21 protein-coding genes are annotated in these 20,055 nt (G+C 61.8%); 13 read left to right on the top strand and 8 right to left on the bottom strand.

Annotated features, from left to right (window positions below):
- Positions 1-16: 16 nt before the first annotated feature.
- The 4 genes from ASD00_RS35555 to ASD00_RS35540 form a co-directional block, all read right to left on the bottom strand.
- Positions 17-787, bottom strand: coding sequence for a hypothetical protein (locus tag ASD00_RS35555; protein ID WP_025426416.1), 771 nt, complete (start codon positions 785-787; stop codon positions 17-19).
- A gap of 16 nt (positions 788-803) precedes the next feature.
- Positions 804-1,073 (bottom strand): hypothetical protein, encoded by a 270-nt coding sequence (locus ASD00_RS35550; RefSeq protein ID WP_025426417.1) that lies wholly within the window; start codon positions 1,071-1,073, stop codon positions 804-806.
- Between the two features lie 159 nt (positions 1,074-1,232).
- Complete coding sequence (locus ASD00_RS35545; RefSeq protein ID WP_025426418.1) at positions 1,233-1,685, bottom strand: TIGR02301 family protein; 453 nt, start codon at positions 1,683-1,685, stop codon at positions 1,233-1,235.
- Positions 1,685-2,155, bottom strand: a complete 471-nt coding sequence (locus ASD00_RS35540; protein WP_025426419.1) for an NUDIX domain-containing protein — start codon at positions 2,153-2,155, stop codon at positions 1,685-1,687. The genes ASD00_RS35545 and ASD00_RS35540 overlap by 1 nt, the downstream gene beginning before the upstream one ends.
- 58 nt (positions 2,156-2,213) lie before the next feature.
- Between ASD00_RS35540 and ASD00_RS35535 the strand changes: the two genes are divergently transcribed.
- The gene (locus tag ASD00_RS35535) at positions 2,214-2,993 is read left to right on the top strand and encodes an SOS response-associated peptidase (protein WP_038576820.1); all 780 of its coding nucleotides are present in this window, start codon (positions 2,214-2,216) and stop codon (positions 2,991-2,993) included.
- Between the two features lie 13 nt (positions 2,994-3,006).
- Here ASD00_RS35535 and ASD00_RS40835 read toward each other — a convergent pair whose 3' ends face one another.
- On the bottom strand, positions 3,007-3,153 hold the full coding sequence (locus ASD00_RS40835; protein WP_162174732.1) for a hypothetical protein: 147 nt from the start codon (positions 3,151-3,153) through the stop codon (positions 3,007-3,009).
- A 522-nt stretch (positions 3,154-3,675) separates the two neighbouring features.
- On the opposite strand from ASD00_RS40835, the gene cysS reads away from it, so the two are divergent.
- From cysS to rarD, 8 genes are all read left to right on the top strand, one after another.
- A complete protein-coding gene (cysS, locus tag ASD00_RS35530) occupies positions 3,676-5,067 on the top strand; it encodes a cysteine--tRNA ligase (protein ID WP_025426421.1) in 1,392 nt (463 codons plus the stop codon).
- A gap of 110 nt (positions 5,068-5,177) precedes the next feature.
- Positions 5,178-5,558 (top strand): VOC family protein, encoded by a 381-nt coding sequence (locus ASD00_RS35525; RefSeq protein WP_057211452.1) that lies wholly within the window; start codon positions 5,178-5,180, stop codon positions 5,556-5,558.
- A gap of 12 nt (positions 5,559-5,570) precedes the next feature.
- A complete protein-coding gene (locus tag ASD00_RS35520) occupies positions 5,571-6,062 on the top strand; it encodes a GFA family protein (RefSeq protein ID WP_025426423.1) in 492 nt (163 codons plus the stop codon).
- Positions 6,059-6,535 carry a GFA family protein gene (locus tag ASD00_RS35515; RefSeq protein ID WP_025426424.1) on the top strand — a complete coding sequence of 159 codons (477 nt, stop codon included), beginning with the start codon at positions 6,059-6,061 and terminating at the stop codon, positions 6,533-6,535. The genes ASD00_RS35520 and ASD00_RS35515 overlap by 4 nt, the downstream gene beginning before the upstream one ends.
- On the top strand, positions 6,532-7,029 hold the full coding sequence (locus ASD00_RS35510) for a GFA family protein (protein WP_025426425.1): 498 nt from the start codon (positions 6,532-6,534) through the stop codon (positions 7,027-7,029). Before ASD00_RS35515 ends, ASD00_RS35510 begins: the two co-directional genes overlap by 4 nt.
- 2 nt (positions 7,030-7,031) lie before the next feature.
- Positions 7,032-7,994, top strand: coding sequence for a prolyl aminopeptidase (pip, locus tag ASD00_RS35505; RefSeq protein WP_025426426.1), 963 nt, complete (start codon positions 7,032-7,034; stop codon positions 7,992-7,994).
- Positions 7,995-8,020: 26 nt separating this feature from the next.
- A complete protein-coding gene (cimA, locus tag ASD00_RS35500) occupies positions 8,021-9,637 on the top strand; it encodes a citramalate synthase (protein ID WP_025426427.1) in 1,617 nt (538 codons plus the stop codon).
- 234 nt (positions 9,638-9,871) lie between these two features.
- Positions 9,872-10,810 carry an EamA family transporter RarD gene (rarD, locus tag ASD00_RS35495; RefSeq protein WP_025426428.1) on the top strand — a complete coding sequence of 313 codons (939 nt, stop codon included), beginning with the start codon at positions 9,872-9,874 and terminating at the stop codon, positions 10,808-10,810.
- A 176-nt stretch (positions 10,811-10,986) separates the two neighbouring features.
- Here rarD and ASD00_RS35490 read toward each other — a convergent pair whose 3' ends face one another.
- Positions 10,987-11,607, bottom strand: a complete 621-nt coding sequence (locus ASD00_RS35490; RefSeq protein WP_025426429.1) for a TIGR00730 family Rossman fold protein — start codon at positions 11,605-11,607, stop codon at positions 10,987-10,989.
- Between the two features lie 243 nt (positions 11,608-11,850).
- Here ASD00_RS35490 and ASD00_RS35485 point away from each other — a divergent pair, with 243 nt between their 5' ends.
- From ASD00_RS35485 to pssA, 4 genes are all read left to right on the top strand, one after another.
- Complete coding sequence (locus ASD00_RS35485) at positions 11,851-13,617, top strand: LysM peptidoglycan-binding domain-containing protein (protein ID WP_025426430.1); 1,767 nt, start codon at positions 11,851-11,853, stop codon at positions 13,615-13,617.
- Positions 13,618-13,836: 219 nt separating this feature from the next.
- On the top strand, positions 13,837-15,729 hold the full coding sequence (locus ASD00_RS35480; protein WP_025426431.1) for an ABC transporter ATP-binding protein/permease: 1,893 nt from the start codon (positions 13,837-13,839) through the stop codon (positions 15,727-15,729).
- 114 nt (positions 15,730-15,843) lie between these two features.
- A complete protein-coding gene (locus ASD00_RS35475) occupies positions 15,844-16,542 on the top strand; it encodes a phosphatidylserine decarboxylase (protein WP_025426432.1) in 699 nt (232 codons plus the stop codon).
- A gap of 9 nt (positions 16,543-16,551) precedes the next feature.
- Positions 16,552-17,430, top strand: a complete 879-nt coding sequence (pssA, locus tag ASD00_RS35470; RefSeq protein WP_025426433.1) for a CDP-diacylglycerol--serine O-phosphatidyltransferase — start codon at positions 16,552-16,554, stop codon at positions 17,428-17,430.
- A gap of 240 nt (positions 17,431-17,670) precedes the next feature.
- On the opposite strand, the gene ASD00_RS35465 is transcribed toward pssA, so the two are convergent.
- Positions 17,671-18,411, bottom strand: a complete 741-nt coding sequence (locus ASD00_RS35465) for an SDR family NAD(P)-dependent oxidoreductase (protein WP_025426434.1) — start codon at positions 18,409-18,411, stop codon at positions 17,671-17,673.
- A 12-nt stretch (positions 18,412-18,423) separates the two neighbouring features.
- On the bottom strand, positions 18,424-19,914 hold the full coding sequence (gene purF, locus ASD00_RS35460; RefSeq protein WP_025426435.1) for an amidophosphoribosyltransferase: 1,491 nt from the start codon (positions 19,912-19,914) through the stop codon (positions 18,424-18,426).
- Positions 19,915-20,055 lie beyond the last annotated feature (141 nt).

The raw sequence follows: 20,055 nt of genomic DNA, 5'->3' as shown, positions 1-20,055 counted from the left end.
TTAAAGATGAAGTGCTCTAGTCGCCGGCGATGAAAAATTTCCACTTCCCGTCGGGCATGATGCCGACACGATAGAAGTTGTAACTGCCGAATTCTTCCATGTCCGCGAAATCGCCTGCCGTCACCAGCCGGAAGAGGTCGACTTTCTCAGGGGCGGTCAGCGAGGCCAGCGGCTTTTCGGCGAAATAGGGCCAGACATAGGCTTCCTGTGGCGTACCTTTGTCGACCTGGACGAAGCTGGTCGAAAGAACGTCGAGCAGGATTGCCAGGATCTCGACGCCATCCTGGTCGCCCGACAGGCTTTTCAGGATCGCGATCGGATCTTCATCGGCGCTGACGCCAGTGACCTGGGTCTGGGTCGGGCCTTTGCCGAGCAGGGGCCGCAGCCGCTCGATATCGCCGGAGGCAGCCGCCTCGACGATCAACTCGCGCATGCGCGCCACAGGCGCCGGTATCTTGGAGACGTCGCTGAGCACTTCTACGGGTTCGACCGTCTTCGGCTCTTCGGCGGCCTGATCTTCCTTCGTTATGGTAACCGTCTTTTTGATCAGCGGGTCCGGCATCGGGATTTCGAGCGGGAGCTTTTCTTCCTGATCCGGTTCGTCGTCCACAGGTTCGGCTGGCGGAGGAGGAGTATTCTGGTCGCTTGCGACTGCGTTGGGCGCTTCCTGCAATTCGCTGAGCGCGAATGCGGGCGACATCATAACCGGAACGCAGAGAGCGACACCGGCCAGAAGCAGCGTAACAAGGCGAACCGGAGAGGTCCGGTTGGCATGGTTCCGGCTCATAAGGGCAGTCCTGATATTACTGAAGCGAGCGTTGGGGCGAAAATTCACCGGCGAGCATGCGCTCGCGAAGCGAATTGAGCATCGCTTCCGCACCTTCTTCACCATGAAGCCGAACGGTTTCCCGCATGGCTAGAGCGATGGCCGCATCGGCGATGATTTCTGGCTCGATGCCATCAGCCATGCCGTCCGCCCAGGCCTCGTTCTGGTGTTCCAGCGCTGCCTGCATTTTCTCGTGGACGATCATGTCATCGATGTCGGTCAGGCTTGGTTCCATCATTCGTTCCATGCGACTTCCATTGCTGCAAGTGGCTCACTTTAACGTCGTCCGGCTGAACCCCAACTGAACGACTGTGACCCGGTTGTCACTTCTTACCACTCTCTTAACGAACTTAGCAGCCTTTTCCCGAAACGACACGGGGTCGTGAGAAAAGAGGTTAATTTATTGCTAATTTCCAAAGCGAGCGACGATTTCTGACGCAAGTGTTGCTCCTTCGGCACGATATCGCTGTTCCGCGACGATCGCCGGCTGCGTGCAGGTCGTGTAGACAGAGGCAAAGGTGCGATACCCCCGGTTGAAGGCGGCGGTCATCCGCTCGCGCCTTTTTTCCTCGTTGGCCGTTTCCTTGTCGATCAGCTGCTGCATCGAGCGCCGCCAGACATCCTCGGGCTCTTTTACGCAGAGATTGCGCAGATAATGGACCGATCCAAGCACCTCGGCGAGGCGAATCAGCCGTTGGTCATAGGGTGTCGGCTTCTCCTCGACGACAGCAGGTGCGGGCGCTTGCGTCTGCGTCTTGTCCTGCGGAGGTGCAGCCGTCTTCTGCGACGCAGCGGCCGTCGCCGTGGCAAGCAGCAGTGTTGTCACAGTCAGGCGGATGATGGTCGGGCCGAATGTCATCATCCCTTCAAGTCCGAATCGACGGCTGTTTCAAGGCATCCGCCCGTCTTTGCGTTGGCTGCAGCCTGGGCGGCCAGTTTTTCCACGCATTCGCGAACACTGTCGGGAATGGGAAGCGCAAAGATCTTGTCCGGCGTGAACCATCCGAGGCCGGCTGCGTCGTCGCTGGCAACAGCGACAGCCTTCGCGTCCGCCTGCGCCTTGAAGACGGAGAGGAAGAAATGCCGACCCTCGGATTCTTTGCCCGGCAGATCGTAGGTTTCAAACAGCACGGGGTTGTCGGCACAAATGCCGGTCTCTTCCTGCAATTCGCGCAGGGCCGTCTGCTCCGGCGTCTCTCCCGGCTCGGCCCGGCCGCCGGGAAAAGCGTACATGTCGGCCGACGGCGGATTGGCGCGCCGCACAAGCAAGTAGCGGCCATCGCGTTCGAGAATGACGGAGGAGGCGAGTTCGGGCTGTTTCGGCATGATGGAATCAATTTCGATCGGTATCGTTGACCCATCCTACGTGAAGTGCCACATCCATGTCATGTGCGGACGTTTTGCGCTGACGGCGACCCCGGAAGAATTGATGGAGCTGTTCGGCCTGCTGGAAAGCGACGACTTTCCGGTGCGCTTCAATATTGCGCCGACGCAGCCGATCATCGTCGTGGTCGCCGCGGATCGCGCCGGGCCGGGCAGCAATCTGCCGGAGCGCAAGGCCCTTCTCGTTCGCTGGGGCTTCACGCCCGGCTGGGTCAAGGACCCCAGGGACTTTCCGCTGCTGATCAATGCCCGTGCCGAGACGGCGATCGAAAAGGCATCGTTTCGCGCCGCGATGCGCCATCGGCGCGTTCTCGTCCCGGCATCCGGCTTCTATGAATGGCATCGCCCCGCAAAGGGCAGCGGCGAGGCGTCGCAGGCCTATTGGATCCGTCCTCGAAAAGGGGGCATCGTCGCCTTTGCCGGCCTGATGGAGACCTGGTCTTCCGCCGATGGCTCCGAAGTCGACACTGCTGCAGTGCTCACCACCAGCGCCAATCCCGCGATTGCCCCCATACATGACCGCATGCCGGTGGTGATCCAGCCGGAAGATTTCGCCCGCTGGCTGGATTGCAAGACGCAGGAGCCGCGCGACGTCCTCGATCTGATGGTGCCGGCGTCGGAGGATTATTTCGAAGCGATCCCTGTATCCGACAAGGTCAACAAGGTGGCGAATGCGGGGGCCGATATCCAGGAGGCGGTCATCCCGCAACTGGTGCCGAAAGCGCCCGTGAAGGACGACAAGAACGGGGACAAGCCCGACGACGGGCAGATGTCCCTATTCTGAATCTCATGGGTACTTAGGCCGTCTGCTTCTTCAGCTTGGCGGTGGGCTTTGCCTTCACCTGCAGGGCAGCGGCCAGCACGGCCTTGAGACCAAGCGGACGGTACTGTTGAACCAGATCGGCGGGTGTCTTGGCGATGTCGGTGGTCTTGGCGGTCTTCACGTGCATGCACTCCTTGATGCTTTTCCTGGACCGGAAACGCCTCGTTCTCGCTTGCCTACTGCATGTTTCCTTAAATCGTATCCGATTCAAGGATAAGAACATGCAGCAATTCAAAGGGCTACAGCGACCTTGGCGCGTCCGATAAGACGCGCGGCGCTGTAGGCGACAACGACGCTCCTCCTCATTTTCTCCGGAGACAGGAACCGTGGCGCAGGGCCAAGCTGCACCGCGAATCTCTTTCCCGCGTGGCGATCCCAGATAAGCCAAATCGTGACAAATCCATGACCATGCCTCAGCTTGGATAGTTGGCTGTGCTTCGCATGCGGCTCACCACTTGACCGGCGCCATGCGACGCGCGATAAGTGTGGCCATGAAAACGGTTACCTGCATTATCTGCCGGAAGATTATTCGCTAGCGCTTCGCTGGCCTGGCCGTTTTCGTCTCCCGAAATCCAAGATGACAAACGTGCGGGCCTCCCGGGCGCCGTATTTCTGAGGGTCGCATGCGTATTGGAGATTTGGAATGGGCGGAGTGCCGACACTTAAGCTGTACAACACGCTGACGCGGGAGAAGGTCGATTTCCGGCCGATCGATCCTGACAATGTCCGCATGTATGTCTGCGGCCCGACCGTCTACGACTATGCCCATATCGGCAATGCGCGTCCGGTCATCGTTTTCGATATCCTGTTCCGGCTGCTGCGCCATGTCTATGGGCCGCAGAGGGTGACCTATGTTCGCAACATCACCGACGTCGACGACAAGATCAACGCGCGGGCCCTGCGCGACTATCCCGGCCTGCCGCTGAACGAGGCGATCCGGCATGTGACCGAGAAGACCGAGACGCAGTTCCTCGAAGACGCCAAGTCGCTCGGCTGCCTTGATCCTGATGTCGAGCCGCGCGCCACCGACAATATTCCGCAGATGATCGACATCATCGACAAGCTGATTGCCAAGGGCCATGCCTACAAGGCCGGTGGCGAGGTGCTGTTCGATACCAGATCGATGCCGGATTACGGGCAGCTTTCCAAGCGCAATCTCGACGAGCAGCAGGCCGGTGCCCGCGTCGCCGTCGAGGTGCACAAGAAACACCCGGGCGATTTCGTGCTCTGGAAACTCTCGGCCGACAACGAACCGGGCTGGGAAAGCCCATGGGGCAGGGGGCGTCCGGGCTGGCACATCGAGTGCTCGGCCATGAGCGGGCGTTATCTGGGCGAGGTCTTCGATATCCACGGCGGCGGGCTCGATCTCATCTTCCCGCACCACGAGAACGAGATTGCCCAGTCGCGTTGCGCTCACGGCACGGATGTGATGGCGAATGTCTGGATGCACAACGGCTTCCTGCAGGTCGAAGGCCGCAAGATGTCGAAGTCCGAAGGCAACTTCGTCACCATCTACGAATTGCTGCACACCGAAAAATTCGGCGGCCGGAAGTGGCCGGGCGACGTGCTGCGCCTTGCCATGCTGATGACCCACTACCGCGAGCCGATCGATTTCTCGATCAAGCGCCTGGAGGAGGCCGAGCATCTGCTGTCGAAATGGCCGGTGCCGGGCGACGCCAAGGGCGAGGTCGATCCGGCCATCGTTACGGCGCTGTCCGACGACCTGAACACGGTGGCGGCGGTTCAGGCGCTGCATGCGCTGGCGCAGAAGACCGCCAGCGATCCAAGCCTGAGGGGCAGCTTTGCCGCCAGCGCGTCGCTGCTCGGCATCGTGCCGCAGGCGGTCGAACTCGACGAGGCCGTCGTGCACGAAGTCGATGGCCGCGTCAGGGCACGTCTCGAATTGCTGAAGGCCAAGGATTTCGCTGCGGCCGACAGAATCCGTGACGATCTGCTCGCCCAGGGCATCCAGTTGAAAGACGGCAAGGACCCGGCGACTGGCGAGCGCCTGACGACCTGGGAAGTGAAGCGATGAAGACGGCCTGCCATCCCCTATTGCCCTTGGATGCCGACGGTGTCCGGGCAGGGGACGGCGGTCGCAGCTTGACGGCATGAGGAGAGGCGCATGAAGGAGGAGTTCGTGCAATGATCGATCATACTGGTATCTCGGTTGCGGATTTCGACAAGGCGAAGTCGTTCTACGACGGGGCGTTTGCGCCGCTTGGCGCCTCCCTCCTGATGATGGTGCCGGCCGAGCACACCGGCGGCGTCAAGGTCGGCGGTTACGGTCGCGAACGTCCGGTCTTTTGGTTGCATGAGGCGGCCGCAGGTCCGGGCAGGCACTATGCTTTTACCGCACGCAGCCGCAGCGAAGTCGATGCCTTCTACGACGCAGCTCTTTCTGCCGGCGGCCGCGACGATGGCAAGCCGGGACTGCGCCCGCACTACCACCCGGATTATTATGCCGCCTTCGTCTTCGATCCCGACGGCAACAACATCGAGGCGGTCTGTCATGTGTCGACTTGAGGAGACGTTGCGATGAGTCTCGACAACAGGCCGTATCATACCGGCGGCTGCCAATGTGGTGCCGTGCGTTTCCGCGTCGAGGGCGTTCTCGGCGACGCTTCCGTCTGCCATTGCCGCATGTGCCAGAAGGCGAGCGGAAACTTCTATCTGCCGTTGGTGTCGGTGCGTGGCGCTACCGTCAACTGGACGCGTGGCGAGCGCAAACGCTTCCAGTCGTCCAATTTTGGCTGGCGTGGATTTTGCGGTGATTGCGGCACGCCTCTAACCTATGAGGCGCCCGATGGCATGGCGCTGGCGATTGCTGCCTTCGACGAACCTCAGGGGATCGTGCCGACAATCCAGTGGGGCATCGAGGCTAAGCTGCCCTATGTCGATCAAGTGCCTGAATTGCCGGGGGAGGAGACGTTGGCCGATGCCGACGCCGTGGCATTCCTTGCCGATCTCGTTTCCTACCAGCATCCTGATCATGACACCGAAACCTGGCCCCCGGAGGACGAGAAATGACCGATACAGTGCGAACAGGCGGATGCCAGTGCGGCGCGGTCCGTTTCCGCATTCGGGGACAACTCGGCCGTCCGTCGATCTGCCATTGCCGCATGTGCCAGAAGCAGTTCGGCGCCTTCTTCTCGGCGCTGGTGACAGCGCCGAAGGATGGCGTCGAGTGGACGCGCGACGAGCCGAGCTACTTCCAATCCTCGGTCAATATCGATCGTGGTTTCTGCCCGAAATGCGGCACGCCGATGATCTACCGCCATCCCGGCGGCATGGAAATCGCCATCGGCACGTTCGATGATCGCAGCGATCTGGCCCCGCAGATACAGGTTAATTATGCCTCGCGGCTCCCCTGGGTCGAGACCATCTTCGACCAGCCGGTGCTGACGGATCCGGATTTCTATAGCAGGCAGGAGAGTGTCATTTCCTTCCAGCATCCCGATCACGACACCGAGCAGTGGCACCAACCGGGAGTGTTCCGATGACGATTTCGCGCATCTTTACCGGCGGCTGCCAGTGCGGAGCGATCCGCTACCGCGCCGAAGGCGTGCTGGCGGATGCGCATATCTGTCACTGTCGCATGTGCCAGAAGGCCGCCGGCAATTATTTCATGCCGCTCGCCAACATCGCGCGCGACAATTTCGACATCACCCGCGGGCAACCCTCATGGTTTCGCTCCTCGCATCTGGTGCGCCGCGCCTTCTGCCACGATTGCGGAACGCCGCTCTTCTATGACATGCCGGACGAGGATTTCCTCAACATCGTGCTCGGCTCGCTCGATGATCCAGACGATCTGCCACCGGTTTATCAGTCTGGGGTAGAATCGCGCATGGTTTGGTTCTCGCGGCTTGCGAAGCTTCCCGAAAGGCAGACCGACGACGGCACCGAGCTTTCCGCCACCCGGCACCTGCTCGTGCTCGAAACGAACCGCCAGCATCCCGATTACGATACGGTGCACTGGCCACCGATGAGAGACTGAAGATGACTGCTCAATTGCGTACGCTCTACCCGGAAATCGAACCCCATGCGTCGGGTCACGTCGACGTCGGCGACGGTCATTCGGTCTATTGGGAACGGGTAGGAACGCCAGGCGCAAAACCGGCGGTGTTCCTGCATGGCGGGCCGGGCGGCACGATCTCGCCCAACCATCGCCGGCTGTTCGATCCCAAGCTTTACGACGTGACGCTGTTCGACCAGCGCGGTTGCGGCATGTCGAAGCCGCATGCGGAGATCGAAGCCAACACCACCTGGCACCTCGTCGCCGATATCGAACGTCTGCGCGAGATGGCAGGGGTCGAGAAATGGCTGGTGTTCGGCGGCTCCTGGGGATCGACCCTGGCACTCGCCTATGCGGAAAAGCACCCGGGTCGGGTGACGGAACTGGTGCTGCGCGGCATCTATACCCTGACCAAGGCCGAGCTCGACTGGTACTATCAGTTCGGCGTCTCGGAGATGTTTCCGGACAAATGGGAGCGGTTCATCGCGCCGATCCCGGAGAATGAGCGGCACGAGATGATGCGTGCCTATCACCGGCGCCTGACCAGCGACGACAGGGCGACGCGTTTGGCAGCTGCCCGGAGCTGGAGCATATGGGAAGGTGAGACGATCACGCTGCTTCCGGAACTGTCGACCAGCGGCCGTTTTGAGGAGGACGAGTTTGCCGATGCCTTCGCGCGCATCGAGAACCACTTCTTCGTCAATGCCGGCTGGATGGACGACGGCCAATTACTGCGGGATGCCCATCGTCTGCATGGCATCCCCGGCGTGATCGTCCAGGGCCGCTACGACATGCCATGCCCGGCAAAATATGCCTGGCAGTTGCACAAGGCCTGGCCCGAGGCTGAGTTCCACCTGATCGAGGGGGCAGGGCACGCCTATTCCGAACCCGGTATCCTCGACCGGTTGATCCGCGCCACTGACAAATTCGCCGGCAAGACCGAATAACGACTGAGCATTATTGGAAACGAGCCATGACCAGGGAACGCATCTACCTCTTCGACACGACGCTACGGGACGGGCAGCAGACGCCCGGCATCGACTTTTCCGTCGAGGACAAGATCGCGATTACCACCCTGCTCGACGATTTCGGCATGGACTATGTCGAAGGCGGCTATCCCGGGGCAAACCCGACCGATACGGAGTTCTTCAAGCGCAAGCGCACGAAGAAGGCCTCCTTCGTCGCCTTCGGCATGACCAAGCGCGCTGGCGTTTCCGCCTCGAACGACCCGGGCCTTGCCGCCCTGCTCGAAGCAAACACCGACGCGATCTGTCTCGTGGCCAAGAGCTGGGATTACCACGTGGCGGTGGCGCTCGGCTGTTCCAACGAGGAAAACCTCGACAACATCCGGGCTTCCGTCGCAGCCGTTGTCGGCGCCGGCCGCGAGGCCATGGTCGACTGCGAGCATTTCTTCGACGGCTACAAGGCGAACCGCGCCTATGCGCTTGCCTGTGCGCAGACTGCCTTCGAAGCGGGCGCACGCTGGATCGTGCTTTGTGATACCAATGGCGGCACCCAGCCGCACGAGGTGCGCGAGATCGTTTCGGCTGTTATCGCCGCCGGTGTGCCCGGCGCCAGTCTCGGCATCCACGCCCATAACGACACGGGGCAGGCGATAGCCAATTCGCTTGCAGCCGTCGAGGCCGGCGTCCGCCAGATACAGGGAACGCTGAACGGCATCGGCGAGCGGTGCGGCAACGCCAATCTGGTGACGCTTATCCCCACCCTCGCGCTGAAAGAGATCTATTCCAGCAGGTTCGAAACGGCGATCGATTCCGACCGCCTGCAGGAACTGACGAAGCTCTCGCATGCTTTCGACGAACTATTGAACCGCTCGCCGGACATGCAGGCGCCCTATGTCGGTGCCTCGGCCTTTGCCACCAAGGCCGGCATTCACGCCTCGGCGCTTCTGAAGGATCCACGCACCTACGAGCACATCGCCCCTGAAAGTGTCGGCAATCTGCGCAAGGTCATGGTGTCCGACCAGGGCGGCAAGGCGAACTTCATCAACGCGCTGAAGCGGCGGGGGATCGTGGTTGGCAAAGACGATCCCAAGCTCGACAAGCTGATCGCGATCGTCAAGGAGCGCGAGGCGACCGGTTATGCCTATGAGGGCGCCGATGCGAGTTTCGCGCTGCTGGCCAGCCGCATCCTCGGGACGGTGCCGGATTTCTTCCACGTCGAAAGCTTCCGGGTGATGGTCGAACGTCGGTTCGACGCCAACGGTCATCTGAAAACCGTGTCGGAAGCGGTCGTCAGGGTCGTCGTCGATGGCGAAACCATGATGTCGGTGGCCGAAGGCCACGGGCCGGTCAATGCGCTCGATCTGGCCCTGCGCAAGGACCTCGGCAAATACCAGTCGGAGATCGAAGACCTGGAGCTTGCGGACTACAAGGTCCGTATCCTCAACGGCGGGACCGAGGCGATCACGCGCGTTCTGATCGAATCGACCGATGGCACGGGCGCGCGCTGGTGGACGGTCGGCGTCTCCGACAACATCATAGATGCCTCGTTCCAGGCGTTGATGGACAGTATCATTTTCAAGCTGTTGAAGAATCGCGACCATGTCGGACTGATCGCCGCCGAGTAAGCGCCTGCTTCAGGTGAGGGAGAGCATAGGCACCCCGCTGGGCGTCGTTGCTCTTGCCTAAAGTATGAGCAAAATTCACCATCCGTTCACGGAAATGAATTGGTGCATTGATGGTCATTGGAGTACGACGCCCCATGGAAGGGTTCGTCGGCCGGTAAGGCTGCACCTTCGATTGCGACCGGAGCGGGCGTCATCGCCAAGACAGCCTCCGGCGACTACATCAGGAAAAATGTCATGGCCGAGCCGAACGCGAAAGTACCCGCAGAAAACACCGATTCCGCCAAGGGCTTCGCCTTTGCGCTCACGGCCTATCTGCTCTGGGGATTCCTGCCTTTCTTCATGAAGGCGATCGCCCATATCCCGGCGCCGGAAGTGGTTGCGCACCGCATCGTCTGGTCGGTTCCGCTCGCGGGCCTCGTGCTGGTGTGGCTTGGGCGCACGGAAGACGTCAAGGTCGCCCTTCGTTCACCGCGCATGTTGCGCATGGCGGCTCTCACTGCCGTGCTCATCACCATCAACTGGGGTATCTATGTCTGGGCGATCGGTGCTGGTCGCGCGATCGAGACGGCGCTCGGCTATTACATCAATCCGCTTTTCTCGATTTTCCTCGGCGCTCTGTTGCTGAAGGAAAAGCCAAGCCCGGCGCAGATGGTGGCGATCGCGCTGGCCGCTGCCGCCGTTGGCGTACTCGCCTTCGATGCCGGCGGTCTGCCCTGGGTGTCGATCGGGCTCTGCCTCTCCTGGGGCTTCTACGCCTTTTTCCGCAAGACGCTGCCGATCGGGCCGAACCAGGGCTTCTTCCTCGAAGTGCTGCTGCTCAGCGTTCCAGCGATCGGCTACATCATCTGGCTCGAGGCGACCGGCCAAGGGCACTTCGGCGACACGGGCATGACTGACGTGCTGTGGCTGATGTCCTGCGGCATTGTCACCGCGATCCCGCTGATGATCTATGCCAATGGCGCCAAGCTGCTGCGGCTGTCGACCATCGGCATCATGCAGTATATCGCGCCGACGATGATCTTCCTGATTGCCGTCTTCGTCTTCCACGAGCCTTTCGGCACCGCAAAGCTGATCGCCTTCGCACTGATCTGGGCCGCATTGGTTATTTATTCCGGCGCCATGCTGGCACAGAGCCGCGCCCGTCGCGCCGAACAGGTCAGCCCGGCCGAATAAGACACTACAGCGCCGCGCGTCGTGTTAGACGCGCAAAGGCCGCTGTAGCACTTTGAATTGCTGCATGTTTTTATCCTTAAATCGAATGTGATTTAAGAAAACATGCAGTAGGCAAGAATGGAAAAAGGCGCGTCCGTCAGGCGCGCCTTTTCTGATTTTGGGGGTGTAACACAGGCCTAAAGGCGGGAGATGATCTCGGCTTCGCCTTCGCGGCCGTTTGCGCCGCTAGCGGCCGCAAGGATCGCCGGCACGATGTCCTCGGCCTTGTCGACGACAAGCGGCTGGACGAGGTGGGCCGTGTGAACGAAGCCTTCAGCGCGCATGTGCTGCAGCAGGTCCAGCATCGGCTTCCAGAAATCGTTCATGTTGCCGAAGACCATCGGCTTGCGGTGACGACCGAGCTGCGCCCAGGTCATGATCTCGACGATCTCTTCCAGCGTGCCGATGCCGCCCGGCAGGGCGACAAAGGCGTCCGCCCGCTCGAACATGGTGTGCTTGCGCTCATGCATGTCGGCGGTGACGATCAGCTCGTTGAGCTGGCCGAGCGAATGGCGCGTCGCTTCCTTGTCCATCAGGAATTCCGGGATGATGCCGGTGACCTCGCCGCCATTGGAAAGCACGCCGCTGGCGACCGCTCCCATGATGCCGCGCGTGCCGCCGCCATAGACCAGACGCAGGCCATGGTCGGCGATCGAGCGGCCGAGCGCGCGGCCGGCTTCCATGTAAATCGGGTCGCGCCCGGGCTGCGAACCACAGTAGACGCAGATGGATCGAATCGTGCTGGTTTCAGTGCTCATCCGGTCAAAAAGCATTGCAGCGCAGCAAGGGTCAAGAAAAATGAGGGGAAAGCTTGGTTCGCGGCGCCTGCAGCAGGGGCGGCTGCTTGTCTGCTACACTAGGAAACGCTAGCAATTTCAGGGATCGATTGAAGAAATTGGGCGGGTAGCTCGCAGTTGCGCTATAATGACCGCGCAAGCCCCGCGCCTTAGGCCGATGAGAGGGCATGCGCGGAGCGTCGCTCCGCTCCTGTGGAGAGTGGCATGATCAAGAACAAGGCCGGCTGGGTGGCCCTTACTGTCCTTGCGGCAGCAACAGCGTTGATGGTTTTTGTAGTTCAACCGAATTTGCGTGACGGCAAGGAAGCCTCGGCCGATGGCACGGCAAACGCTCCGGCCCAAACCGGTGACGCGGCATCGTCGACCGGCGGGCCTCAGCCCACTTCGGACTCGGCGAAGTCCGATGACGCCAGCAAAATGGCGGAGCCGCAACAGGCGGCAAGCGCCGCTGACGCGAAATCACCGGTCGAGGATGCATCTATTCCCGGTTTTGACGTGCTGCGCGTCGAGCCCGATGGTTCGACCGTTGTTGCCGGCCACGCCGCACCCGGTTCCAAGCTGGAAATCCTCAACGGCGCGACGATCGTCGGAACGGCTGATGTCGGCGTGACCGGCGATTTCGCCGCCGTCTTCGACAAGCCGCTTCCGGCCGGGGACTACCAGCTGACCCTGCGCGCGGTCGGCGAAGACGGCGTTGCCAAGAATTCGCAAGAAGTCGCAACGGTTTCCGTTCCAAAGGACCCGACCGGCCAATTGCTTGCCATGGTCTCTAAGCCCGGCACTGCCAGCCGGCTGCTCACCACGCCTGACGCGCTGGCGGGCGTTGCGCAGACGGCTGACGCGCCTGCTTCGCAGCCGGCCGCGGCGACATCCGCCGATGTGGCGTCTGCAACGCCGCAGACGACGAGCGACGCAACGGCGGCAAAGCCAAACGGCGCTGCAGGGCTGCAGGTCACCGCCGTCGAGATCGAGGGCGCCAAGATGTTCGTCGCCGGTAGCGCAAAGCCCGGTGCCGTCGTTCGCATCTACGCGGACGACAAGCTGCTCGGCGAAATGAAGGCGGATGACAAGGGCCACTTTGTCGTAGACGGTCAGATCGACCTTGCGGTCGGCAGCCACATCATCCGTGCAGACATGTTGAGCGAGGACGCAAGCAAGGTCGTCATGCGCGCATCGGTGCCGTTCGACCGCCCGGCCGGTAGCCAGGTCGCAGCTGTTGCCGGCCCGGTTTCGGCCGCCGCGACAGCCGGCCTCGACGGGCTGCGTGCCGAAGCCGGCAAGGCGCTCGCGCTGCTGAAGGGGCTTTTCTCCAATGGCAAGGTGCCGACGGGCGAGCAACTCGCGGCAGCACGCTCAGCAAGCGAATTCGCACTGAAGTCGCTGGCCGATTTCAGGCTCGCCGACAATTCCGATCAGGCGCTCGCAGGCGAGGTCGCCCGGACAGCAAAGGCTGCTGCCGATGCGCTGGCCGTGCTGAAGGAGGCCCCGCAGGATGCCTCAAGTGTCGCTGCGGCCCTAACCAAGGTCGAAGCCTCGGTCGGTGCAATCCTTGCTGAACGCGGCAGTGTCACGCCGGCGGTTGCCAACACCATCGCATCGGGCGAGATCGCCGAGGCTTCCGGCGCGTCGAAGGTCAAGGGTGCCGGCAGCTCGATCACCAATGACGTCGCCGCTGCGCAGCCTTCCATGGCCTCGACTGAAACCCAGGCTCAGCCGGCAACGGTGGAGCAGGCGCCGCTGAAGGAAAGCAAGAGTTCCGTGATCATCCGTCGCGGTGATACGCTCTGGCAGATCTCACGGCGTGTCTATGGCGCGGGTGTTCGCTACACCACGATCTACCTCGCCAACCAGGCACAGATCGAAAACCCCGATCGCATCCGCCCTGGCCAGGTCTTCGGCGTTCCCGATCAGGCACTTTCCGATGAAGAATCGCGCGAAATTCACAAGAAGCACATGAAACACGAGCAATAGGCTGTTCATCGACATCATCGCATTGCGGCAGTGTCGACGGAGACCTATTTGTCAAAGAAGGCGGCGTCTTCAACGAGACGCCGCTTTTCATTGGATGGCGATGATGTGCCCCGATGTCCTTGCCCAAAGGTTCGAGGCGCGGAGCCGCAACTGCGCGACGCCGGTGGATTGGCATGACCGTCCGCCCGGGCGTGCGAAAGAGTGAAGGCGGATCAAGACGTGGCACCTCAGAACCAGACGAAGACGATTTCTGCCGATACGAGCAACCCGTTTCGAACCATCGTCAACCTGTGGCCCTACATGTGGCCTTCAGATCGGGCTGATCTGAAGCTTCGAGTCGTCTGGGCGACGATCATCCTGGTGATTGCCAAGGTCGTCCTCATCCTCGTTCCTTATTTCTTCAAGTGGGCGACGGATGCGCTGAACAACAAGCCGGATGCACTGGGCTTCCTGCCGCAGTTCCTGGGCGGCGCAGTCATGCTGGTGCTTGCCTATAACCTCGCGCGTTTGCTGCAGGCGGGGCTCAACCAGTTGCGCGACGCGCTGTTTGCCAGCGTCGGGCAGCATGCGGTCCGGCAACTCGCCTACAAGACCTTCGTGCATATGCACCAGTTGTCGCTGCGCTTTCATCTCGAGCGACGCACCGGCGGCCTGTCGCGCGTGATCGAGCGCGGCACCAAGGGCATCGAGACCATCGTTCGCTTCACCATTCTGAACAGTGTACCGACGCTGATCGAATTTTTGCTGACCGCCGTGATCTTCTGGTGGGGCTACGGTTTCAGCTACCTGCTGGTCACGGCCATCACCGTCTGGCTCTATATCTGGTTTACGGTCAAGGCGAGCGACTGGCGCATCGCCATCCGCCGCTCCATGAACGACAGCGACACCGACGCCAACACCAAGGCGATCGACTCGCTCTTGAACTTCGAGACCGTCAAGTATTTCGGCAACGAAGAAATGGAAGCCAAGCGCTTCGACAGATCCATGGAGCGCTATGAGAAGGCGGCGACCCAGGTCTGGACCTCGCTCGGCTGGCTCAACTTCGGCCAGGCGATGATCTTTGGCGCTGGCACGGCAGTCATGATGGTCATGTCCGCGCTCGCGGTGCAGCGCGGCGAGCAGACGCTCGGGGACTTCGTCTTCATCAACGCCATGCTGATCCAGCTGGCCATTCCGCTCAATTTCATCGGCTTCGTCTATCGCGAAATCCGCCAGGGGCTGACCGACATCGAACACATGTTCGATCTGCTCGACGTCGAAGCCGAAGTGGTCGACCGCCCGGATGCGCGGCAGCTCGCCATTGCAAACGGCGCCATCGCCTTCAAGGACGTGCACTTTGCCTATGATGCAGCGCGACCGATCCTGAAAGGCATCAGCTTCGAGGTGCCTGCCGGCAAGACCGTTGCCGTCGTCGGCCCGTCGGGGGCCGGCAAGTCGACGCTGTCGCGGCTTCTTTATCGCTTCTACGACGTGCAACAGGGCACGATCACTATCGACGGGCAGGACGTGCGCGGTGTGACACAGAAGAGCCTGCGCGCCGTGATCGGCATGGTGCCGCAGGACACCGTGCTGTTCAACGATACCATCGCCTACAACATCCGCTACGGACGCGTTTCGGCAACCGAGGAGGAGGTTGTCGCTGCGGCTGAGGCGGCACAGATCGCGACCTTCATCCAGTCGCTTCCCGAAGGGTTTCAGGCAATGGTCGGCGAGCGCGGCCTCAAGCTTTCGGGCGGCGAGAAGCAGCGTGTCGCCATCGCCCGTACGATCCTGAAGGCACCGCCGATCCTCATCCTCGATGAGGCAACTTCCGCGCTCGACACGCGCACGGAACAGGAAATCCAGTCGGCGCTCGACGTGGTTTCCCGCAACCGCACGACACTGGTTATCGCCCACCGGCTTTCGACGGTCATCAATGCCGATGAGATCATCGTGCTCAAGGATGGCGTCATCGCCGAGCGCGGCACGCACGGGGAACTGATCGATCGCGACGGACTTTATGCTTCCATGTGGAGCCGCCAGCGCGAGGCGACCCAGGCGGAAGAACAATTGAAGCGTGTGCGCGAGAGCGACGACCTCGGTATCGTCACGCGTGGCGAGCCGGCCCTATGACGGCCATGTCTTGTCGCTGATCGCGACGCGTTTTGTCGCTGTCGGGCGGGCAGCGTTGCCGCGGGCGGCATTTCGCGCTAGGTCACGTTCCACAGCAAATTTGGAGTAGAGTTCATGAGCTTGGTCAATACGGTGCGCAACACGCTGGTCCCGGTGCACAAGGAAGGCTATCGCTTCATCGCGATCTTCTTCGTCGCGTCGCTGGTGCTGGGCTTGCTGTGGGAGCCGCTGATGTGGATCGGCTTCCTGCTCACCGCCTGGTGCGCCTATTTCTTCCGTGACCCCGAGCGCATGACGCCGATCGACGACGATCTGGTGATCAGCCCGGCCGATGGCCGCGTTTCGTCGATTGCCATGGTGACGCCGCCGGAAGAGCTGGGTCTTGGTTCCGAACCGATGCTGCGCATCTCGGTCTTCATGAACGTCTTCAACTGCCACGTGAACCGTGCGCCGATGACCGGCACCATCAGCCGCATCGCCTACCGCGCCGGCAAGTTCGTCAACGCCGAACTCGACAAGGCCAGCCACGAGAACGAACGCAACGGCCTCGTCATCCAGACGAAGCATGGTGAAATCGGCGTCGTACAGATCGCCGGTCTGGTTGCCCGCCGCATCATCTGCTGGAAGTATGAAAACGGCTCGCTCGACGCCGGTGAGCGTTTCGGCCTCATCCGGTTCGGCTCGCGCCTCGACGTTTTCCTGCCTGATGGTGTCGAGCCCCGCGTCAGCCTCGGCCAGACCGCGATTGCCGGTGAAACCGTGCTTGCCGAATTCGGCTCGGCCAAGGGCCCGGTCATCAGCCGTCGCGCATAAGGAGCCCCTATGGAAGGTCCTCAACAGGAAAACCCAGCCGAACCGCCGAAAGTCGCGGGCGAGGCGAACGGTTCAAGCGATACCGGTCGCGGCCCTCGACTGCGCGAGATACCGCTGCGCCTGATGATCCCGAACATGATCACCGTGCTGGCGATCTGCGCAGGTCTCTCCGGCATTCGGCTCGCCTTCGAAAACCGCATCGAGCTCGCCGTTGCCATGGTGTTGCTTGCGGCCTTTCTCGACGGTATCGACGGTCGCGTCGCGCGCCTGCTGAAGGCGACGTCGAACTTCGGCGGCCAGATGGACTCCCTCGCCGATATCATCAACTTCGGCGTGGCGCCGGCGCTCGTTCTCTACGTCTTCATCCTGGATCAGGCCCGCTCGATCGGCTGGATTGCGGCGTTGATCTACGCGATCGCCTGCGGCCTGCGATTGGCCCGCTTCAACGTCATGGCCGAGCGCCAGTCCAAGGCAGCGTGGCAGTCGGAGTATTTCGTCGGCGTGCCTGCGCCGGCGGGTGCCATGCTGGTGCTGCTGCCGGTCTATCTCGGCCTGCTGGGCTTGGCACCTGAGCGCACCTTCGCGCTGATCGCATCGGGCTACACCGTGCTGATTGCCTTCCTGCTGGTCAGCCGTCTGCCGGTCTGGTCGGGCAAGTCGGAAAACAGCCGCGTTCGCCGCGATCTCGTCCTGCCGGTCATTCTCGTCGTCGTCTTTTATGTCGCGACGCTGATGACCTACACCTGGGAGACAATGGCGGTGACGGCGCTTGGCTACCTGATCACGCTGCCGTTCGGCGCGCGCTCGTGGCAGCGCAAGTATGGCGGCGACTGGCCCGCCCATCCCGCCCATGGCGGCGACGGCCTGCCGGGCGACAAGGTCGACTGAAGCATGTCGCAAAAGTGCGCGGCGGTTTTGCGATAACAACATGCGCAAAACGAGAGCTTAAAGCGCGGTAAGCGAATCCTACAGCGCCGCGCATCTTATTAGACGCGCGGCGCTGTAGCGCTTTGAATTGCTGCACATGCAGTAGAGATCGCGGCGCGCATTAACGCTGAATGTCAGCGCAAAATAAAAAGGCCACCGTGGAAACACGGTGGCCTTTTTGATCTCGGCTTTGTGGTGACGTCACTCCGGCAGGCGGTAGTCGACGATCTTCTTTTCGCGAACGATGTAAAGCTTGCCGGTCTCGGTCTGGTCCGGGCCGACCAGTGGCAGAAGCTCCGCCGCGACCTCGGAGGGGTGCGGCACGGTCTCCGGATCTTCACCGGGCATCGCCTGGGCGCGCATCGCGGTGCGGGTTGCGCCCGGATCGACGCTGAGGATGCGCAGCGGTAGTCGCTGTGTCTCTCCGGCCCATGTGCGGGCGAGCGCTTCGACGGCGGCCTTGGAGGCAGAGTAGGGGCCCCAGAACGGCTTGCACTTGTGGGCAGCGCTAGAGGAGAGAATGAGCGCACGTCCGGCATCGGACTTGATGAGCAACGGCTCGAGCGTGCGGATCAGGCGCCAGGTGGCATTGACGTTGATGTTCATCACCTTCTCGAACACCTTGGCCTCGACATGGCCGATCGGCGAGATGGTGCCGAGCACGCCGGCATTGGCGACCATGATGTCGAGTTTGCCCCAGCGCTCGTTGATCGCGCCGCCGAGCTTGTCGATCGCAGCCATGTCGGCGAGATCGAACGGAACGAGCGTTGCCGAGCCGCCGACCGCCTTGATCGCGTCATCCAGCTCTTCGAGGCCACCGACGGTGCGGGCGCAGGCGACGACGTGGGCGCCAGCCTTGGCGAGTTCGAGGGCCGTGAAATAGCCGATACCGCGCGATGCGCCGGTGACGACGGCGACCCGGTCTTTCAAATTGATCGTCATTTTATTGTCTGATTATCCGTTGCTGGCGAGAACCGAGAGTTTGCGGACATTGCTGGCGCCTTCCTGGTCGAGAAGGCGGGTCGGATAGTCCCCGGTGAAATAGTGATCGGTGAACTGCGGCGACTTGAGATCGCGCTTGATGCCGCCCACAGCCTCGTAGAGGCCGTCGATCGACAGGAACTCGAGCGAGTCCGCGCCAATGAAGCGGCACATGGACGCAAGGTCGGCATGCTGGTTGGCGAGCAGCTTGTCGCGGTCCGGCGTGTCGATGCCGTAGAAGTCCGGATGGAAGATCATCGGGCTGGCAACACGCACATGCACTTCGCGTGCACCGGCATCGCGGATCATCTGCACGATCTTGACCGAGGTGGTGCCGCGAACGATCGAATCGTCGACGAGCACGACGCGCTTGCCCTCGATCATCGCGCGGTTCGCCGAGTGCTTCAGCTTGACGCCGAAGGCGCGGATCTGCTGCGTCGGCTCGATGAAGGTCCGGCCGACATAATGGTTGCGGATGATGCCGAGCTCGAAGGGAATGCCGCTCTGCTGTGCGTAGCCGATTGCGGCGGGCGTACCGCCATCGGGAACCGGGACGACGACATCGGCCTCGACAGGGGCTTCCTTGGCCAGGTTCTGGCCCATGTTCTTGCGCGCCACATAGACGTTGCGGCCGCCGACGACCGAATCCGGACGGGCGAAATAGACGTATTCGAACAGGCAGAGCCGCTCCGGTTGCGGAGCCAGCGGCTTGCGCGAATCGATCGAGATCGAGCCGTCGGGCTGGATCTCGCAGATGATGATTTCGCCATTCTCCACGTCGCGCACGAACTTGGCGCCGATGATGTCGAGTGCGCAGGTTTCCGAGCAGAAGATCGGCTTGCCGTCGAGGTCGCCCATGACGAGCGGGCGGATGCCGTGCGGGTCGCGGGCGGCGATCAGCTTGGTGCGTGTCAGCGCCAGCATCGAGTAGCCGCCCTCGACCTGCGCGATCGCATCGGCGAAGCGGTCGGTGGTCGAAGCGTGCTTGGAGCGGGCGATGAGGTGGAGGACAACTTCGGTGTCGGAGGTCGACTGACAGATGGCGCCGTCCGAGATGATCTGGCGGCGCAGCGTCAGGCCGTTGGTGAAGTTGCCGTTATGGGCAATCGCGATGCCGCCTTCATGCAGCTCGGCAAAGAGCGGCTGGACGTTGCGCAGCGCCACTTCGCCTGTCGTCGAGTAGCGCGTGTGGCCGATGGACATGAAGCCCGGGAGCTTCGCGAGCGTTGCGGGATCGGTGTAGTGATCGCCGACGAGACCCATGCGCTTTTCGGTGCAGAACTGCTTGCCGTCGAAGGTGACGATACCGGCGGCCTCCTGGCCGCGATGCTGGAGCGCATGCAGGCCGAGCGCCGTCAGCGCCGCCGCATCCGGGTGCCCCAGGATGCCGAAGACGCCGCACTCTTCGTGCAGGGTATCGCCATCGAGTTCGTCATGGATTTCCGTGGATCTCAGATCGGTCATCACAGTCGCCTTTGCTCCGTGCCGGTGCGCATATCGTGATCAGGCCCGCCGTCTTCAAGCGATCTTAGCTGAAAACGGACACAAGCGTTATTCCCAAAAGGACAAAGCCCGCGCAGCGGGCTTTGTCGGCAGTTCTTCCAT

Origin of the sequence: Ensifer sp. Root31 (assembly GCF_001424825.1) — a bacterium.
GTDB lineage: Bacteria > Pseudomonadota > Alphaproteobacteria > Rhizobiales > Rhizobiaceae > Ensifer > Ensifer canadensis.
The sequence above is the reverse complement of the archived record's forward strand: the minus strand, read 5'-3'. Positions and strand labels throughout refer to the sequence as shown.

What these genes read in the sequence shown, in the direction of transcription:
- ASD00_RS35555 (WP_025426416.1), bottom strand. Translation starts at nt 787, where the DNA reads ATGAGCCGGAACCATGCCAACCGGACCTCTCCGGTTCGCCTTGTTACG.
- ASD00_RS35550 (WP_025426417.1), bottom strand. Translation starts at nt 1,073, where the DNA reads ATGGAACGAATGATGGAACCAAGCCTGACCGACATCGATGACATGATC.
- ASD00_RS35545 (WP_025426418.1), bottom strand. Translation starts at nt 1,685, where the DNA reads ATGACATTCGGCCCGACCATCATCCGCCTGACTGTGACAACACTGCTG.
- ASD00_RS35535 (WP_038576820.1), top strand. Translation starts at nt 2,214, where the DNA reads ATGTGCGGACGTTTTGCGCTGACGGCGACCCCGGAAGAATTGATGGAG.
- cysS (WP_025426421.1), top strand. Translation starts at nt 3,676, where the DNA reads ATGGGCGGAGTGCCGACACTTAAGCTGTACAACACGCTGACGCGGGAG.
- ASD00_RS35525 (WP_057211452.1), top strand. Translation starts at nt 5,178, where the DNA reads ATGATCGATCATACTGGTATCTCGGTTGCGGATTTCGACAAGGCGAAG.
- ASD00_RS35520 (WP_025426423.1), top strand. Translation starts at nt 5,571, where the DNA reads ATGAGTCTCGACAACAGGCCGTATCATACCGGCGGCTGCCAATGTGGT.
- ASD00_RS35515 (WP_025426424.1), top strand. Translation starts at nt 6,059, where the DNA reads ATGACCGATACAGTGCGAACAGGCGGATGCCAGTGCGGCGCGGTCCGT.
- ASD00_RS35510 (WP_025426425.1), top strand. Translation starts at nt 6,532, where the DNA reads ATGACGATTTCGCGCATCTTTACCGGCGGCTGCCAGTGCGGAGCGATC.
- pip (WP_025426426.1), top strand. Translation starts at nt 7,032, where the DNA reads ATGACTGCTCAATTGCGTACGCTCTACCCGGAAATCGAACCCCATGCG.
- cimA (WP_025426427.1), top strand. Translation starts at nt 8,021, where the DNA reads ATGACCAGGGAACGCATCTACCTCTTCGACACGACGCTACGGGACGGG.
- rarD (WP_025426428.1), top strand. Translation starts at nt 9,872, where the DNA reads ATGGCCGAGCCGAACGCGAAAGTACCCGCAGAAAACACCGATTCCGCC.
- ASD00_RS35490 (WP_025426429.1), bottom strand. Translation starts at nt 11,607, where the DNA reads ATGAGCACTGAAACCAGCACGATTCGATCCATCTGCGTCTACTGTGGT.
- ASD00_RS35485 (WP_025426430.1), top strand. Translation starts at nt 11,851, where the DNA reads ATGATCAAGAACAAGGCCGGCTGGGTGGCCCTTACTGTCCTTGCGGCA.
- ASD00_RS35475 (WP_025426432.1), top strand. Translation starts at nt 15,844, where the DNA reads ATGAGCTTGGTCAATACGGTGCGCAACACGCTGGTCCCGGTGCACAAG.
- pssA (WP_025426433.1), top strand. Translation starts at nt 16,552, where the DNA reads ATGGAAGGTCCTCAACAGGAAAACCCAGCCGAACCGCCGAAAGTCGCG.
- ASD00_RS35465 (WP_025426434.1), bottom strand. Translation starts at nt 18,411, where the DNA reads ATGACGATCAATTTGAAAGACCGGGTCGCCGTCGTCACCGGCGCATCG.
- purF (WP_025426435.1), bottom strand. Translation starts at nt 19,914, where the DNA reads ATGACCGATCTGAGATCCACGGAAATCCATGACGAACTCGATGGCGAT.